The following is a 15966-nucleotide window of genomic DNA, read 5'->3' on the forward strand; positions in this document are numbered from 1 at the left end:
GTGCGGCGGATGCGCCGTGCCGGCCGCGGCGGACGCGCCCGGCACGCACCATAGACTTGGTGGATGATCGACCTCGCACTCCTCCGCGAAAACCCGGAGATCGTCCGCCGTTCTCAGGCCGCCCGTGGCAACGACCAGGGCACCGTCGACATCGCACTCGAGGCCGACCGATCGCGCCGAGCGGCACTCTCCGCATTCGAAGAGCTGCGTGCCGAGCAGAACGCGTTCGGCAAGCAGGTCGCGAAGGCCCCCAAAGAGGAGAAGGCCGCGCTCGTCGCGCAGGTGAAGAACCTCGCCGAGCGCGTCAAGCAGGCACAGCAGGCCGCGAACGAGGCGTCAGAGGCGGCATCCGCCGCGCTCGCCCGCATCGAGAACGTCGTCGTCGACGGCGTCCCCGCCGGCGGTGAGGCGGACTTCGTCGAGCTCCGCCGCGTCGGAGACGTGCCGGCCTTCGATTTCGAACCGCGCGATCACCTCGAACTCGGCGAGATCCTCGGCGCGATCGACATGGAGCGCGGCGCGAAGGTCTCGGGTGCCCGCTTCTACTTCCTGCGCGGCATCGGGGCGCGCCTCGAGATCGCCCTCATGAACCTCGCGCTCGACAAGGCTCTGCAGAACGGCTTCGTGCCGCTGATCACGCCCACCCTGGTGCGACCGGAGATCATGCAGGGAACCGGCTTCCTCGGTGAGCACGCCGACGAGGTCTACCACCTCGACAAGGATGACGATCTCTACCTGGTCGGCACCAGCGAGGTCGCGCTCGCCGGGTACCACAAGGACGAGATCCTCGACCTCGGAAAGGGCGCGCTGCGCTACGCCGGCTGGTCGACGTGCTACCGGCGCGAGGCGGGTTCGCACGGCAAGGACACCCGCGGCATCATCCGGGTGCACCAGTTCAACAAGCTCGAGATGTTCGTCTACACGAACCCCGAGGATGCCGAGGCGGAGCACCTGCGTCTCGTCGCACTGCAGGAGGAGATGCTGACTTCGCTCGGCCTCGCGTACCGCGTCATCGACGTCGCCGCGGGCGACCTCGGGTCGAGCGCCGCACGCAAGTACGACATCGAGGCGTGGGTCCCCACGCAGGGTGCCTTCCGTGAGCTGACCTCCACGTCGAACTGCACCACGTACCAGGCACGCCGCCTCGACATCCGCCACCGGCCGGAGGCGCAGGACGGTCAGACCGCGAAGACGCAGCCGGTGGCCACGCTCAACGGCACCCTCGCGACCACCCGATGGATCGTCGCGCTGCTCGAGACGCACCAGCAGGCCGACGGTTCCGTGCGGGTGCCCGAGGTGCTGCGGCCCTACCTGGGCGGACTCGAGGTCCTGGAGCCCGAGGCATGACCGCTCCCTGGCTCGTCGGCCTCGACGTCGACGGCACGATCCTGCTGCAGGACGAGACGATGAGCCCCGGGGTGCCTGAAGCCGTCGCTCGGCTGCGTGACGCCGGGCACGAGGTGACCATCGCCACCGGACGCAGCTGGATGGCGACGCGTCGATATGTGGAGATGCTCGGCCTGACGGCGGAGTACGTCGTGTGCTCGAACGGTGCCGTGACGATGCGGCGTGTCGGTGACGAGTGGGAGCGGTGGCACATCGAGGTCTTCGACCCCGCGCCCGTTCTCGCGCTGCTGCGCGAGCGACTGCCCGAGGCGCGGTACATGGTGGAGCTCGGGTCGGGCCAGCGGCTCTACACCGAGCACATGGACGACTGGACGCTCGACGCGGGCCGGCAGGTGAGCTTCGAGGAACTCGCGGCCGAGCCGGTCTCGCGCATCGTGGTCGTCTCTCCCGGTCACGACGAGGACGACTTCCACCGACTCGTCGCCGACGCAGGACTCAATGAGGTCTCGTACGCGATCGGCTGGACGGCGTGGCTCGACATCGCGCCGCAGGGCGTCGACAAGGGGACGGCCCTGGAGCGCGTGCGCACCGAGCTGGGGTTCGAGCGGGGCCAGGTGCTCGTCGCCGGAGACGGTCGCAACGACATCGGCATGTTCGGGTGGGCGCTCGGGATCGACGGTCGTGCTGTGGCGATGGGGCAGGCGCCCGACGAGGTCAAGGAAGCCGCCGGCGAGGTGACGGCGGACGTCGAGGAGGGCGGGCTGGCGACAGCGCTGAACACGCTTCCAGCACCTGCCCAGGTCAGCGCGGGAGAATAGAACTCGGCTAGACTCACGGCTTGTCGGCAGATTGTTCTGTCGGGAGGGTTGTCCGAGCGGCCGATGGAGCTGGTCTTGAAAACCAGTGGGCAGAGATGTCTCGTGGGTTCGAATCCCACACCCTCCGCATTCCAGGGAACGGTGTCCCCCGCACCGCACGCTGACCGAAAGGCCCCGAGTGAGTCCTAGCACCCGACGCCGTCGCACCGTCGCGCGACATGGCCAGCTGCGTACTCCCCGTCCGCTCGGCCAGCTGCTGATGTTCATCGCGATCGGTCTCGCCGTCGTGCTCGTCAGCGGCGTCAGCGTCGCGGCCTACGTGGTCTACGACCTCTCCAGCACGGTGACGGCGAACGCGGTCGAGCTCGAGGGCGAAGAGGCGCTCCCGCCGAACATCGGCGAGTACAAGGAAGGGTTCAACCTTCTGCTGACCGGCGTCGACACGTGCGAAGACGCGTATGCGGAGTACTTCGGTGCTCGGTGCGACGGCGGCGACTCCGAGGGCACCCTGAACGACGTGAACCTGCTCGTGCACGTCTCGCAGGAGCCGCGTCGCATCACGGTCGTCAGCTTCCCCCGCGACCTCATGCTCGCGATCCCGGAGTGCGAAGACGACCAGGGCAACGTGCACTCCGCCATGAGCAAGCAGCCCCTGAACGTCGCCTACACCGACGGCGGCCTCAACTGCGTCGCCAAGACGATCACCGAGCTCACCGGCCAGGAGATCCAGTTCGCGGCGTCCGTGACCTTCGGCGGCGTGATCGAGATCACCAACGCGATCGGCGGCGTCGACGTGTGCCTCGCGACCGGCATCAAGGACAAGTACACCAACCTCAACATGACGGCGGGGACGCACACGATCAAGGGCCTGGAGGCGCTGCAGTTCCTCCGCACCAGGCACGGCGTCGGAGACGGCAGCGACCTCGGGCGCATCGGCAACCAGCAGCAGTACATGTCGAGCCTCGTGCGAAAGCTGATCAGCAGCGAGACGCTCGGCAACGTCCCGATGATGCTGAAGCTCGCGAACACCGGTCTCAGCAACGTGAAGGCCAGCAACTCGCTCGCGGATCCGATGAAGATCGTCCAGATCGCCCTGGCCGTGAAGTCGGTTCCCTTCGAGGACATCGTCTTCCTGCAGTACCCGACCGGATCCGATTCGGAGAACCCCAACAAGGTCGTGGCGAACGAATCCGCGGCTCAGGAGATGTGGGACGCGATCAACGCGAACGCCCAGCTGCAGGTCACGCACGAGAACACCGAGAGCGACGGCGTCGTCGTGACCGAGCCCACGCCCGCTGATGCCGGCACGGCCACCCCCGACCCTGCGGCCACGCCCGACAACGTCGTGGCGCTGCCCGACACGATCAAGGGCAACTCGGCCGCGCAGCAGACCTGCTCGAACGGAAACGTGAACTGACTCGCGCATTCTGATCAGAGAACCGCCCCTTCCCTGCCGGGAGAGGGCGGTTCTCTCGTTCAGTCCTCCTGCGTCGCCGCGGGCGGTGGCGTCGCTCGCGGCGACGGCGGGTAGAGCACGTCCATCAGCGACTCGATGATGCCGGGCATGTCGACGGTGGGGTCGATCATCCACTGCAGCTGGAGCCCGTCGGAGACGGCCTGGATCACCCTGGCCATGGTGTCGGGGTCGAGGGTCGCGCGCCGCTGCTCGTCGCGCTCGAACGCGACCGCGATGCTCTCCCGGAGTCGTTCGCTGCGATCGAGGAAGTAGCGGTGGGCGGGATGCTCCGGATCGACGGCATCCACAGCCAGGCGGGAGAACAGTTCGACGACGCCCGGGACTTCGGCGTTGCGGCGGATCACGTCGACGAACGCGGCTTTCGCGTCGACCGGATCCACCGGTTGCGGAGTGTCGAGGTCGTGCTCGTCGCGGGTGCGGAGCACCTCGGTGAACAGCTCCTCCTTGCTCCCGAAGTAGTGCAGGAGCGCTGCCGGGGTGACCCCGACGACCTCGGCGATCTGTTTGAGCGACGCGTTCTGGTATCCCTTGCGGCCGATCACATCGAGCGCGCTCTCGAGGATCTCTCCGCGTCTGGCGACGCCCTTCGCATATGAACCTCGTCGTGCCATCTCTCGAGACTAATCCTGAACAACGTTTGAAATCCAATACCTACTCGCATATAGTTTTCGCAAGACATTGACGTCGCCTGCGAAAGGAAGACCATGACCGAGATCTCGGCATCCGACCTCACCCTCGAAGAGAAGGCATCGCTCACGAGCGGTGCGGACTTCTGGACGACCAAGTCGATCGATCGCGTCGGCCTTCCGTCGATCATGATGACCGACGGCCCGCACGGCCTCCGCAAGCAGTCCGGACGCACGGATCACCTCGGTCTCGCGAGCAGTGTCCCCGCCACCTGCTTCCCGCCCGCCGTCGGCATCGGCTCGTCCTTCGACCCGGAGATCATCGAGCGCGTCGGCGCGGCCATCGGCGTCGAGGCGGCCATCGAGGATGTCGCGATCGTGCTCGGCCCCGGCATCAACATCAAGCGCTCGCCGCTGTGCGGACGCAACTTCGAGTACTTCTCCGAGGACCCCATCGTGTCGGGCATCCTCGGGGCGGCGTCCGTGCGCGGCGTGCAGTCGCGGGGAGTCGGCTCCTCGCTCAAGCACTTCGCGGCGAACAACCAGGAGTTCGATCGGATGCGCGCGAGCTCCGACGTCGACCCTCGTCCGCTGCACGAGATCTACCTCCGCGGCTTCGAGCGCGTCGTCACGGACGCCCAACCGTGGACCGTCATGTGCTCGTACAACCGTCTCAACGGCGTGTACACCTCGGAGGACCCGTGGCTGCTCACGCAGGTGCTGCGCGACGACTGGGGCTTCGACGGGCTCGTGGTCTCCGACTGGGGTGCGGTGAACGACCGGGTGGCCGGCGTCGCCGCCGGACTCGACCTCGAGATGCCCTCGTCAGGCGGCCGCACGGATGCTCAGCTCGTCGCCGCCGTGCGCGCGGGTGAGCTCGCCGAGAGCGTGCTCGACACCGCGGCCGCCCGCGCGATCGACCTGGTGCGCAAGGCCGGTCGGCGCCCGGCCGTGTCGGGTCCGCTGGACGTCGACGCGCACCACGCACTCGCACGAGAGGCCGCCGGCCGTTCCATCGTCCTGCTGAAGAACGACGGCGATGTGCTTCCGCTCGGTGAGGGACAGAAGATCGCCGTCATCGGAGCGTTCGCCACCGAACCGCGCTTCCAGGGCGCGGGCTCGTCTCTGATCAACCCGACCCGGGTCGACGGGACGCTCGACGAGCTGCGCGCCGTCGCCGGCGACGACGTCTCGTACGCACCGGGCTTCGCGGTCGCGGGCGGGGCCGTCGCAGCATCCGGGCGCTCCGACGACGACCTGCGCGACGAGGCCGTGGCCGTGGCATCCGCAGCCGATGTGGCCGTCGTCTTCCTCGGGCTTCCCGCCGCGGAGGAGTCGGAGGGCTTCGACCGTGAGCACATCGACCTTCCCGCCGACCAGCTCGCGCTGCTCGACGCCGTGATCCAGGCGAACCCCACGACCGTGGTCGTGCTCTCGAACGGCGGCGTCGTGGCGCTGCCCTTCGCCGACCGGGTGCCCGCGATCGTCGAGACCTGGCTGCTGGGGCAGGCAGGCGGCGGTGCCGTCGCCGACGTGCTGTACGGCGCCGTGAACCCGTCGGGCAAGCTCACCGAGACCGTGCCCGTGCGGATCGAGGACAACCCCTCGTTCGGCAACTTCCCCGGCGAGTTCGGTCACGTCCGCTACGGCGAGGGCGTTCTCGTGGGCTACCGGTGGTACGACGCGAAGGGCCTCGAGGTCGCCTACCCGTTCGGTCACGGCCTGTCGTACACGACGTTCTCGTACGGGGAGGCCTCGGTGTCGGTCACAGCTGACGGCGACATCGCCGTGACCGTCAAGGTCACCAACACGGGCGCGCGCGACGGCCGCGAGGTCGTGCAGGTGTACGTCGCCCCGGTGCGCTCCGTCGTGCAGCGTGCACCGCGTGAGCTCAAGGCGTTCTCGTCCGTGGCGCTGGCCGCAGGGGAGACCCGCGCTGTCGAGCTCGTCGTCCGCCGCGAGGACCTCGCCTACTGGGACGTCCGCGTCGATCGGTTCATCGTCGAGGGCGGGGAGTACACGGTCGAGGTCGCCGCATCGAGCCGCGACATCCGCTCATCGTCAACGGTCGAGGTCGAGGGAGACGCCGTCTCACTGCCCCTCACCATGAACTCCTCGATCGGCGACGTCGTCGGGCATCCCGTCGCGGGCCCGATCGTGATGGCCGCGCTCGGTGGCGTGATGGACGGCCTCACCGGAGCCGACTCATCGGCCGCATCGATGATGCCGAATGATGAGGCGATGGAGAAGATGATGGCGTCGTTCCCGATCGGACGCCTCATCGGCTTCCCCGGTGTCGACGTGACGTACGAGCAGATCGAGCAGCTGCTCGCCGGGGCGAACGCGGGAGTGCTGCCGCAGAGCTGACTCGCACCCGGATGCCGAAACGCCCTCCCTGGCGCGCGACGGGGAGGGCGTTTCGATCTCGCCCGGGTGCTTCCGTTCGGCTGAGGTCAGGCGGGGAGTACGAGCACGCCGTTGCGGCGGTGCGGCAGGCGAGCGAGCGAATCGTCGCGCAGCACCTCAGGGAGCAGCGGCTCCGGCGCGTCCTGGAATGCCAGCGGGCGCAGGAAGCGGCGGATCGCTGATGCGCCGACGGACGTGTGCAGCGATGTGGTCGCCGGCCACGGTCCGCCGTGCTGCTGCGACCAGGTCACGGCGACCCCGGTCGGCCAGCCGGCGAAGAGCACGCGTCCCGCACGCTCCTGCAGCAATTCGAGGGTCGTGGTGGAGTCTTCGCCGGGCTCGGAGTGCAGGGTCGCGGTGAGGCTGCCCGGAACCGTCGCGAGTGCCGCGTGCAGGTCGGACTGCGAGTCGTAGCGCACGATGAGGGTGACCGGCCCGAAGCACTCCTCGAGCAGCACCTCCGGGCGCTCGGCGACGGCACGCGCGTCCGTGCGCAGTGCGACAGGGCGGACCCCGTCCACCTCGGCACCCTCCGCGACGATCGAGACCGAAGTGTCGTCCTCGAGGTGGGCGAGCCCGGTCGGGAACGCCTCGGTGATGCGGTCGGTGAGCAGCGGGCCGCCCGCAGTCGCGGGGAGGGCTGACGCGACGGCATCTTCGAAACCGGAATCCGCCGGTACGAAGACCACGCCCGGCTTGGTGCAGAACTGACCGACGCCGAGCGTGAAGGATCCGACGAGCCCCTGAGCGAGCGACTCCCCACGCGCGGCGGCCGCGGCCTCGGTGATCACGACCGGGTTGATGCTGCCGAGCTCGCCGTAGAACGGGATGGGGTCGGGGCGGCCGGAGGCGAGGTCGAACAGCGCGCGTCCGCCCGACACCGAACCCGTGAAGCCTGCGGCGCGGATGAGCGGATGCTGCACGAGCGCGTTACCTGCCTCTCGCCCCTCCACGAGTGCGAGCGAGCCGGCAGGTGCTCCCGCGCCTTCGAGCGCGGCTGCCACGAGCTCGGCCGTGCGGAGCGACAGGCGAGGATGGCCCGAGTGCGCCTTCACGACGACGGGGTTGCCGGCGGCCAGGGCCGAGGCCGTGTCGCCTCCCGCGACGGAGAACGCGAACGGGAAGTTCGAGGCCGAGAACACCGCCACCGGGCCCAGCGCGGTGAGCAGGCGGCGCAGCTCGGGTCGCGGCGGCGTCGCCGTGGCATCCGCGTCATCGATCGTGAGCTCGAGGTAGGAGCCCTCCTCGACGACCGTCGCGAAGAGTCGCAGTTGACCGCTCGTGCGGGCGACCTCGCCGGTCAGGCGGGTGGCGCCCAGGCGGGTCTCCTCGTCGGCGATCGCGACGAGCTCCGTGACGTTCGCGTCGAGCGCATCGGCGGCGGCACGCAGCCAGCGCGCACGATCCGCGGCCGATGAACGACGCCAGATCGGAGCGGCGGCGGCTGCCGCGTGGACGATCGCGTCGAGATCTTCGGAAGACGTGGTCACGAGGGGTCCTTTCCTGCGGTGAACGCGGGGTCGTCGATGCGTGCGGGGTCGTCGGTGAGCAGAGGGGCGAACCGGATGCCGAGGCCGTCATGCGCGTTCTCGGTGAGCCAGCCGTCGGCGATCGTCACCGGCGCGGGGTCGACCAGGGCGCCGAGGGAGCCGAACCCGGCGTCCTCGACATCTTCGACGAGCACCTCGGATGCGGTGTCGGGCAGAGTCAGCGCGAGTTGTCCCGAGAGCTCGGGAAGCAGATGCGGGTGCAGGGCGGCGCCGTGCGATGCGGCCAGTTCGGCGATGCGGAGGAACGGGGTGATGCCGCCCACGCGCACGATGTTGGGCTGCACGATCTGCGCCGCACCCGAGCGCAGGAAGTCGCCGAAGCGGTGCACGGTGTGCAGGTTCTCGCCGAGCGCGATCGGTACATCGATGCGTCGTGCGAGTTCCGTGTGGCCGTCGAGGTCGTCGGCTCGCAGCGGTTCCTCGATCCAGGCGAGGTCGAAACGCGACAGCGCGTCGACCGACATGGCCGCCCGGTCGAGATCCCACCGCTGGTTCGCGTCGATCATCAGCGATCGATCCGGTCCCAACAGCTCGCGGACGGCGGCGACGCGGTCGAGGTCCTCGGCGAGATCGGGCTTGCCGACCTTGATCTTCACGGCGTCGAACCCCGAATCGATCCACCGCTGCACCTGCGCGAGCAGGTCATCGAGCGGATAGTGCAGGTTCACCCCCGAGCCGTAGGCGCGCACGCGATCGCGGCGGCGGCCGATCGATCCGGACACCGTGCCGCCGGCTGACCGAGCCGCGGCGTCCCACAGCGCGAGATCGAGTCCGGCGAGCGCGATGGTCGTGATCCCTCCGCCTCCGGCTTCATGCAGGTGCTCCCACAGCCCCTGCCAGGCTTCGCCGGGGACTGCCGATCGCCCGACTGCGGCCGGTGCGATGTCGTGTTCGAGCAGAGCGTTCACCGCAGGCGCCCCGATCTGCGGGCTCCACGAGAAGCCCCAGCCCTCGGCTCCGTCGGAGCGGACGACGTGCGTCGCGATGACGCCGACGGAGGTGACATCGGCAGCCCACGGGCGCGTCAACGACACCCGCTGCAGACGCGTCGTCAGACTCCGGATCGTGGTCACAGCAGTGCGCGTCCTGCCGCGAGGATCTCGGCGAGGCGTGCCTCCTGCGCGGGAGTCGGGTCGACGAGCGGTGCGCGGACCGACCCGACCGCGAGGCCCGAGAGCCGCAGGCCCGCTTTGATGAGGGAGACCCCGAACCCCGGGGTCTCGTCGCGCAGCTCGACGAGAGGTCGATAGAAGCCGTCGAGCAGAGCGAGGCGCCGCGCTTCGTCACCGTCCGCATAGGCCCGGTAGTAGGCGTCGGCGATGTCAGGCGCCATCGCGAAGGCGGCCGAGGAATACAGGGGCACGCCGATGCCGCGATACGCCCCCTGGGTGAGCTCGGCCGTGAGGAGACCGTTGAAGAACGCGAAGTCCGAGCGGCCCTCCTCGGCGACGGCGCGGACGATCAGCTGCGTCGCGCCGATGTCGCCGGTGCCGTCTTTGAAGCCCACGACCTTCGGATTGGCGACCAGCCGGCGCACCGTCTCGACCGAGTACTGCGCACTGCCGCGGTGGTAGATGATCACGGGCAGGCTCGCTGCCTCGACGATCTGCTCGACATAGGCGGCGAGCCCCGCCTGCGTGCCGCCGACGAGATAGGGCGGCAGCACGAGAAGTCCGTCGGCGCCGGCATCGGCTGCGGCCGTCGCCACCTCGATCGCGTGGCCGAGCGGGCCACCGGCGCCGGCGATGACGGGCACGCGTCCGGCCACAGCGGTGACAGCCGTGCGGGTGACCGCGGCGGCTTCGCTCGCCGACAGGGCGTGGAACTCGCCCGTGCCGCACGCGGGGAACACCCCGCCGGCTCCGGCCTCGACGCCGGTCGCGACATGGGCGGCGAGCAGCCCATGGTCGATCGTGCCGTCCGGGGCGAACGGGGTCACCGGGAAGAAGAGGATTCCATCGAAGTCCATGTCGAGCCTTTCAGGAGACGGATGCGGTGGCGGGTGCGGTGACGGACGCGGCGGCGGGGTCGAGCTCCGTCCGCCAGCTGCGGGTCGGGCGCCAGCCCAGCAGGTGCGCAGCCTTGGCGGAGCTGAAGGCGGGGGTGTTGCCGGTCAATGCCGCAGCCGCGTGCTCGGTGCCGGGGTGGAAGCGGGGGAGCAGCTCGCTCAGAGGACGACGGGCGAGCGCGTCGTCGGCGCCGACGAAGAAGACCTCACCGTTCGGGATGTCGTCGAGAGCGGCGAGCAGGGTGTCGGCGAAGCCGGCGACGTCCCGGGCGTCGACGTAGTTGAACAGAGCGGGAGCCGACAGTGCCGGGTCGTCGAGTCGCTCGAGCACGGTGTGGCCCTGCTGCGTCGGAGCTCCGGCCCACTCTTCCGGGGCGATCACATAGCAGGGGCGGAAGGACGCGAAGCGCACGTCGTCGCCGGTCTGGCGTCGCAGCATGTCGATGGTCTGCTCGATGAGCAGCTTCGACAGGGCATAGGCGTTCCACGGCTCGGCGGGCGAAGTCTCGTCGAGGGGCAGCCGCTCGGGCGTCCATCCGCGCGGAGCGCCGTAGCCGATCACGGTCGGACTGGAGGCGGCGACCACGCGGTGGATGCCGGCGCGGACCGCTCCGCCGAGCACCGACTGCGCGAGCGCGCCGTTGGTGCGCAGGATGACGTCCTCCGGCGCGCTGAAGGGCACCGCGATCGCTGCGAGATGGATGAGCGCGTCGGCTGAGGCGCCCGCGAGCGCCGATGCCGTGGCATCCGCATCGGTGAGATCGAGCGAGAACTGGGTGATTCCCGGGCGATCGAGGTCGTCGGTGGGCTCTCGGTCGATCGAGACGATCTCGTGCCCCGCCTCGGCGAGACCCGCGGACAGCGATCGCCCGAGTCGGCCGGACCCTCCGGTGACGACGATCCTCATCAGTGCTCCAGCAGCGCGATGCCGAGCTCCGAGACCTTCACCGGCAGGCCCGTCTCGAGCGAACGGTTGCCGGCGATGCCGACCGCGATCGAACGGATGCCGTCGGTCCAGTCGGCCGGGCGTGCGAGCGGGTCGTCGCCAGGGCCCTCGAAGACATCCGAGAGAAGCAGCTCGTCGCCGCCGCCGTGGCCGCCGTCGCCGCCGTCGATCGAGACCTCGTAGGCCTCTTCCCAGTGCCGCTGCACGATCAGTCGCTCGCCCTCCGGGCGCAGGGAGGTGGTGCCGTCGCTGCCCGAGAGGCTGGGGTCGATGTGCGGATGCAGGCCCTCGCCGGCGAGAACGGCGCCCCGCTCGACGACCTCGAGCTCGACCCGGCCGAGCGTGCCGTTGACCGCAACCCGATAGCCCTCCCACGGAGAGTGCGCGTTCAACGAGTACGACATGGTCGCACCCGAGGCGTAGTCCACCACGAGTGCGAGGTTGTCCTCGATCGTGATCCCCTCGCTGAACACGTCGAGGTCGCGCCGGTATCCGTCATGCTCCTCGGCGTCGAGGTAGAGCGCGGCGAGGCGCTCGTCGGTGCGGAGGTCGAGTTCGAAGAGGTCGCCGCCGTCGTGGGTGCCGCGGGCCGGGCGCTCGCCCAGGCCGCGGGCGGCGGCGTTGTCGGCACCGTAGAAGCGCAGACCGCCCGAGGCGAAGACACGGGTCGGCTGCGAGCGGATCCACCAGTTCACCAGATCGAAGTGATGACTCGACTTGTGCACGAGCAGTCCGCCCGAATTCTGCTTCTCACGGTGCCAGCGGCGGAAGTAGTCGGCGCCGTGGTTGGTGTCGAGCATCCACGAGAAGTCCACCGAGGTGACCTGACCGATCGTGCCGTCCTGGATCACCTGGCGCAGCGCGCTGTTGCGCGGCGAGTAGCGATAGTTGAAGGTCAGGACGACCTGACGGCCCGTGCGCTCGACCGCGTCCTCGATGCGGGCTGCGCTCGCCGCATCGATGGTGAGCGGCTTCTCGACCACGACATCGGCGTCCGCCTCGAGCGACCGGACGATCAGTTCGGCGTGCAGGTCGTCGCGGGAGCAGATGATGACCCGGTCGACGCGCTCGTCGCGGATCACCTGCTCGAGCTCGTCCGGCGTCGCGAGCCGGGGAGCGGGCGCCCCGACCTCGGCGATGCGGTCGGCGTAGTGCGCGGCGCGCACCGGGTTCGGTTCGACGATCGCCACGAGCTCGGCGCGATCACGGTGGGCGCCGAGGATCCCCTCGATGTACATCTGGGCGCGGGCTCCGGCTCCGGCGAGGGCGTAGCGGGTCTTCGTCATCGTGATCCCTCTTTGATCTCGAACTCAGGAAACGTTTTCTCGACGATAACACAGGGGTGGATGCCGTGCGACCTGTCGAGCTCTGCTCAGACGTCGTGCGGGGCGGCGGTGCTTCCGCGCACGACCAGGCTCGGGGTCAGGGTAAGAGCCGGAGTGGGCTCGCCGCCCGTGAGCTGAGCGTGCATCGCCGACCACGCGGCCGCGCCGATCTCGACCGCGGGAACGGCTGCCGTCGTGAGCGGCGGCGAGGTGTAGGCGGCGAACGGGATGTCGTCGAAGCCCGTGATCGAGAGACGCTCCGGCACGTCGACCCTCCGCACCGTGAGCGCGGAGAGCAGGCCCATCGCCACGAGGTCGTTGTAGGCGATGACCGCCGTGGCTCCGCTCGCGAGCACCTGGTCGGCCACCGCGGTGCCGCTGTCGAAATCGACCCCGGCGCTGATCTCCTCGACGTCGAGTCCCGCTGTTCTCGAGACCGCTGCGGCGATCGCCTCCTGTCGAGCTCTGTGTGTCACGCTGCGGGTCGCGCCGGCGAGATACACCAGACGACGGTGACCGAGCGAGGTGAGGTGGTCGACGATCTCGCGCATGCCCGACCCGTAGTCGGCGCCGACGACGGGAGTGCTGACCTGCGGACCCCGGTTGATCACGACGGCGGGGGAGAGTGCGGGAAGAAGCGTCGCCAGTTCCTCTTCGGGCATGCGCGGTGCGCAGAGGATCACCCCATCGGTACGCAGCCTGGTGGCCCTGGCGAGGGCGTGCTCTTCGTCGAGGTCTTCGCGCGAATCGGCGATGAGCACGTGATAGCCGTCGGTGGTGGCTGCGCGGCTGAGTCCGCGTAGGATCGCCTGGAACGTCGGGTTCTCGAGGTCGGGAATGACGACGGCGACGGTCTGCGTGCGGCCGAGTACGAGGCTGCGGGCCACAGGGTTGGCGGTGTATCCGAGTTCGGCGGCGGCGGCCAGCACGCGCTCGGCGAGAGCGGGGTCGACGGTCGGGTTGCCGTTCATCGCGCGGGACACGGTCGACAGCGAGACACCGGCGAGTCTCGCGACGTCGGTGATGCCCGGGCGTGACGATTCGCGTGCCATCAGCATCCCTTCGTTCCGCGATCGGTCGCGGCTGTCGTCATACTACGAGAAAACGTTTTGCAGGGGAGAGTCGCATGGTCGGAGCATCCGAGGACCGTATCGAGAAGCAGGAGCGCGTCGCCCGAGTGCGCCGTCAGTTCGATGGCAGCCCACTCGTGCTCGCCTCGCACGAGGCCGTGTCGTGGTACCTCGACGGCGTGCACACGCACGTGTCGCTCGCGGGCCCGCCGGTGCTCGCGGTGCGGGCGGAGGAGCGCGGGGACGTTCTCTTCGTCGCCGACAACGAGGCCGACCGGATGATCGCCGAGGAGCTGCTGCCCGAGGATGCCGAGCGCATCGTCCGTGTGCCCTGGTGGATCCCCCCGGCAGCGGCCGCCGCCGAAGAGGCAGCGGTGTCGGAATCGCAGGCGGCGCCTCGGCTGCGTGCGGCGAGGGCCCGGATGCTCCCGGCCGAGACTGCGAGATATCGGTCGCTGGGGCGTGAGACGGCCGAGACCCTGACCGATGTGCTCAGCCGGGTCGGGCCCGACGAGAGCGAGCGTGCGGTCGCGGCCGTCGCCGCTGCCGAGCTCATCGCCCGGGGCATTGATCCGCTCGTCGTGCTCGTCTCGGGCGCCGGTCGCGGTGCGTACCGGCATCCGCTTCCGACCGCCGGTGTTCTGGGCGATCGCGCGATGATCGTCGTCTGCGGTCGCCGTGACGGGCTCATCGCCAACGCGACACGATGGGTCGGCGCATCCGTCGATGAGGAGCCGATCCTCGGAGTCGAGCGCGCATTCCTCGACGCCTCCGTTCCCGGCGCTCACCTCGATGACGCCTTCGCAGCCGGCACGGCGGCATACGCCCGCTTCGGGTTCGACGTCGACGAGTGGCAGCGGCATCACCAGGGTGGGCCGACCGGCTACGCCGGACGCGACCCCCGCGCCACGGCATCCACGACCGATCTGCTCGTCGAGGATCAGGCGTTCGCCTGGAACCCGACCGCGCCCGGGGTCAAGGTCGAGGACACCATGCTGCGCACCTCGGCGGGCTGGGAGGTGCTCACGGTCGACGAGCGCTGGCCGTCGGTCGAGTACGCGGGGCTGCGACGCCCGGTCGCACGGGCGTACGGGGTCTGATCCGCGCAGCAGCGAGCGACCGGGCCCAGATGCAGGCTCAGATCACGAATGCATGCCGGGATCGCCGCTCTCGGCATGCATCTGTGTTCTCGGCATGCAGCTGTGCGTGAGCTGCCGAGGTCGGCCGGAGAAGACGGCCTGCATCAGCCGCCGGTCGAGCGCCGCACGATCAGCTCGGGCGGGAATACGGTCTGCCGGGGGATGCTCTCGGGATCGGCCGCCTCTTCGAGCACGATCCGCAACGCCGTGCGCCCGATCATGCGGCTGGGCTGGCGGATCGATGACAGCGGCACGGCGGCCGCGGCGGCGAACGGATTGTCGTCGAAGCCGATCAGCGCGATCTCGTCGGGCACCAGCACGCGTCCGCCCGAGACCAGGGATTGCAGGAGTCCCAGTGCCAGCAGATCGTTGGCGGCGAAGAGGGCATCCGGCCACTCGCGACGAGGCCGGGTGAGCAGTCTCGCGCCGGCGGCGACACCCTCCTCCACGGTCATCGCCGAGGTCGGCACGACTTCGAGCTCGACGTGCACCGCCGCGTTCTCGGCTGCGGCGCGGGCTCCGGCGAGGCGGTCGGTGACCTGACGCATGTCGAAGGGGCCGCCGACGAAGGCGATGCGCCGACGCCCGCCCTCGATCAGGTGCTCGACCGCCAACCGGCCACCGGCGACGCTGTCGACCGAGACCGACGAGAACCCGCTGTCGGCGCTGAACCGGTCGACCAGCACGGTCGCGATACCGCTCGCGCGGAACTTGCGCAGCTGCGTCATGACATCGCCGTACGGGGCGATGAGCAGACCGCGCACCTGCTGCTCACGGAACAGGTCGAGGTAGACCTTCTCGCGGGAAGGGTCGTCGTCGGTGTTGCCGTAGAGGATCGCGATGCCGTGGCTCGATGCCTCGTCCTCCGCGCCGCGCACGACGTCGTTGTAGAACGGGTTCTGTCCGTCGAGCACCACGAATCCGACGGTCGTACTCACCCCGGCGCGCAGTTTGCGCGCCGCGTCGTTGCGCACGTAGCCGAGCTCTTCGATCGCCTGGGTGACCCGTTCGACCGAGTCGCTGGAGACCTCGTCCGGACGGTTCAGGACATTCGAGACCGTGCCCACGGAGACGCCCGCACGGACGGCGACATCGCGGATGCTGACGGGCATTCGGCTGTCCTCTCGTCGTCGGGCGGATCACGCTTCGGCATCAGGGGTTGACCTGCGACCGGCATCACATACACTAGCCTGAAACGAGCTTGAATCGATTCAGGTAAAGTTCATTCCGATCATCATCCCCCTCAACGGAGAG

13 protein-coding genes and 1 tRNA gene are annotated in these 15966 nt (G+C 69.4%); 6 read left to right on the top strand and 8 right to left on the bottom strand.

Annotation, left to right across the window (positions count from 1 at the left end; all coding sequences use genetic code 11):
- The first annotated feature begins 63 nt into the window (after nt 1-63).
- From serS to JOF42_RS05760, 4 genes are all read left to right on the top strand, one after another.
- A complete protein-coding gene (serS, locus tag JOF42_RS05745; RefSeq protein WP_210096986.1) occupies nt 64-1347 on the top strand; it encodes a serine--tRNA ligase in 1284 nt (427 codons plus the stop codon).
- Nucleotides 1344-2165 carry an HAD family hydrolase gene (locus JOF42_RS05750; RefSeq protein ID WP_210096987.1) on the top strand — a complete coding sequence of 274 codons (822 nt, stop codon included), beginning with the start codon at nt 1344-1346 and terminating at the stop codon, nt 2163-2165. Before serS ends, JOF42_RS05750 begins: the two co-directional genes overlap by 4 nt.
- A 42-nt stretch (nt 2166-2207) precedes the next feature.
- Nucleotides 2208-2292: transfer RNA gene (locus JOF42_RS05755), tRNA-Ser, on the top strand.
- 51 nt (nt 2293-2343) lie between these two features.
- Nucleotides 2344-3582 (top strand): LCP family protein, encoded by a 1239-nt coding sequence (locus JOF42_RS05760; RefSeq protein ID WP_210096988.1) that lies wholly within the window; start codon nt 2344-2346, stop codon nt 3580-3582.
- Nucleotides 3583-3641: 59 nt separating this feature from the next.
- Here JOF42_RS05760 and JOF42_RS05765 read toward each other — a convergent pair whose 3' ends face one another.
- A complete protein-coding gene (locus JOF42_RS05765; RefSeq protein WP_210096989.1) occupies nt 3642-4253 on the bottom strand; it encodes a TetR/AcrR family transcriptional regulator in 612 nt (203 codons plus the stop codon).
- A 93-nt stretch (nt 4254-4346) separates the two neighbouring features.
- Between JOF42_RS05765 and JOF42_RS05770 the strand changes: the two genes are divergently transcribed.
- Nucleotides 4347-6635 carry a glycoside hydrolase family 3 C-terminal domain-containing protein gene (locus JOF42_RS05770; RefSeq protein WP_210096990.1) on the top strand — a complete coding sequence of 763 codons (2289 nt, stop codon included), beginning with the start codon at nt 4347-4349 and terminating at the stop codon, nt 6633-6635.
- Nucleotides 6636-6721: 86 nt separating this feature from the next.
- Here JOF42_RS05770 and JOF42_RS05775 read toward each other — a convergent pair whose 3' ends face one another.
- The 6 genes from JOF42_RS05775 to JOF42_RS05800 form a co-directional block, all read right to left on the bottom strand.
- Complete coding sequence (locus JOF42_RS05775) at nt 6722-8164, bottom strand: aldehyde dehydrogenase (NADP(+)) (RefSeq protein ID WP_210096991.1); 1443 nt, start codon at nt 8162-8164, stop codon at nt 6722-6724.
- A complete protein-coding gene (locus JOF42_RS05780) occupies nt 8161-9297 on the bottom strand; it encodes a mandelate racemase/muconate lactonizing enzyme family protein (protein WP_307803553.1) in 1137 nt (378 codons plus the stop codon). Before JOF42_RS05780 ends, JOF42_RS05775 begins: the two co-directional genes overlap by 4 nt.
- Nucleotides 9294-10193, bottom strand: coding sequence for a 5-dehydro-4-deoxyglucarate dehydratase (locus JOF42_RS05785; protein WP_210096992.1), 900 nt, complete (start codon nt 10191-10193; stop codon nt 9294-9296). The genes JOF42_RS05780 and JOF42_RS05785 overlap by 4 nt, the downstream gene beginning before the upstream one ends.
- Before the next feature lie 10 nt (nt 10194-10203).
- Nucleotides 10204-11142 carry an NAD-dependent epimerase/dehydratase family protein gene (locus tag JOF42_RS05790; protein ID WP_210099092.1) on the bottom strand — a complete coding sequence of 313 codons (939 nt, stop codon included), beginning with the start codon at nt 11140-11142 and terminating at the stop codon, nt 10204-10206.
- Nucleotides 11139-12464, bottom strand: a complete 1326-nt coding sequence (locus JOF42_RS05795) for a Gfo/Idh/MocA family protein (RefSeq protein ID WP_210096993.1) — start codon at nt 12462-12464, stop codon at nt 11139-11141. The genes JOF42_RS05790 and JOF42_RS05795 overlap by 4 nt, the downstream gene beginning before the upstream one ends.
- An 86-nt stretch (nt 12465-12550) precedes the next feature.
- Nucleotides 12551-13555, bottom strand: a complete 1005-nt coding sequence (locus tag JOF42_RS05800; RefSeq protein WP_210096994.1) for a LacI family DNA-binding transcriptional regulator — start codon at nt 13553-13555, stop codon at nt 12551-12553.
- A gap of 74 nt (nt 13556-13629) precedes the next feature.
- On the opposite strand from JOF42_RS05800, the gene JOF42_RS05805 reads away from it, so the two are divergent.
- A complete protein-coding gene (locus JOF42_RS05805; RefSeq protein WP_245340732.1) occupies nt 13630-14673 on the top strand; it encodes a M24 family metallopeptidase in 1044 nt (347 codons plus the stop codon).
- Between the two features lie 143 nt (nt 14674-14816).
- Here the strand turns inward: JOF42_RS05805 and JOF42_RS05810 are convergent, their stop codons facing one another.
- Nucleotides 14817-15824 (bottom strand): LacI family DNA-binding transcriptional regulator, encoded by a 1008-nt coding sequence (locus JOF42_RS05810; protein WP_210096995.1) that lies wholly within the window; start codon nt 15822-15824, stop codon nt 14817-14819.
- Between the last annotated feature and the right edge of the window lie 142 nt (nt 15825-15966).

The organism is Microbacterium phyllosphaerae, from assembly GCF_017876435.1.
GTDB lineage: Bacteria > Actinomycetota > Actinomycetes > Actinomycetales > Microbacteriaceae > Microbacterium > Microbacterium phyllosphaerae.

What these genes read in the sequence shown, in the direction of transcription:
- JOF42_RS05750 (WP_210096987.1), top strand. Translation starts at nt 1,344, where the DNA reads ATGACCGCTCCCTGGCTCGTCGGCCTCGACGTCGACGGCACGATCCTG.
- JOF42_RS05800 (WP_210096994.1), bottom strand. Translation starts at nt 13,555, where the DNA reads ATGGCACGCGAATCGTCACGCCCGGGCATCACCGACGTCGCGAGACTC.
- JOF42_RS05785 (WP_210096992.1), bottom strand. Translation starts at nt 10,193, where the DNA reads ATGGACTTCGATGGAATCCTCTTCTTCCCGGTGACCCCGTTCGCCCCG.
- JOF42_RS05795 (WP_210096993.1), bottom strand. Translation starts at nt 12,464, where the DNA reads ATGACGAAGACCCGCTACGCCCTCGCCGGAGCCGGAGCCCGCGCCCAG.
- serS (WP_210096986.1), top strand. Translation starts at nt 64, where the DNA reads ATGATCGACCTCGCACTCCTCCGCGAAAACCCGGAGATCGTCCGCCGT.
- JOF42_RS05770 (WP_210096990.1), top strand. Translation starts at nt 4,347, where the DNA reads ATGACCGAGATCTCGGCATCCGACCTCACCCTCGAAGAGAAGGCATCG.
- JOF42_RS05765 (WP_210096989.1), bottom strand. Translation starts at nt 4,253, where the DNA reads ATGGCACGACGAGGTTCATATGCGAAGGGCGTCGCCAGACGCGGAGAG.
- JOF42_RS05810 (WP_210096995.1), bottom strand. Translation starts at nt 15,824, where the DNA reads ATGCCCGTCAGCATCCGCGATGTCGCCGTCCGTGCGGGCGTCTCCGTG.
- JOF42_RS05805 (WP_245340732.1), top strand. Translation starts at nt 13,630, where the DNA reads ATGGTCGGAGCATCCGAGGACCGTATCGAGAAGCAGGAGCGCGTCGCC.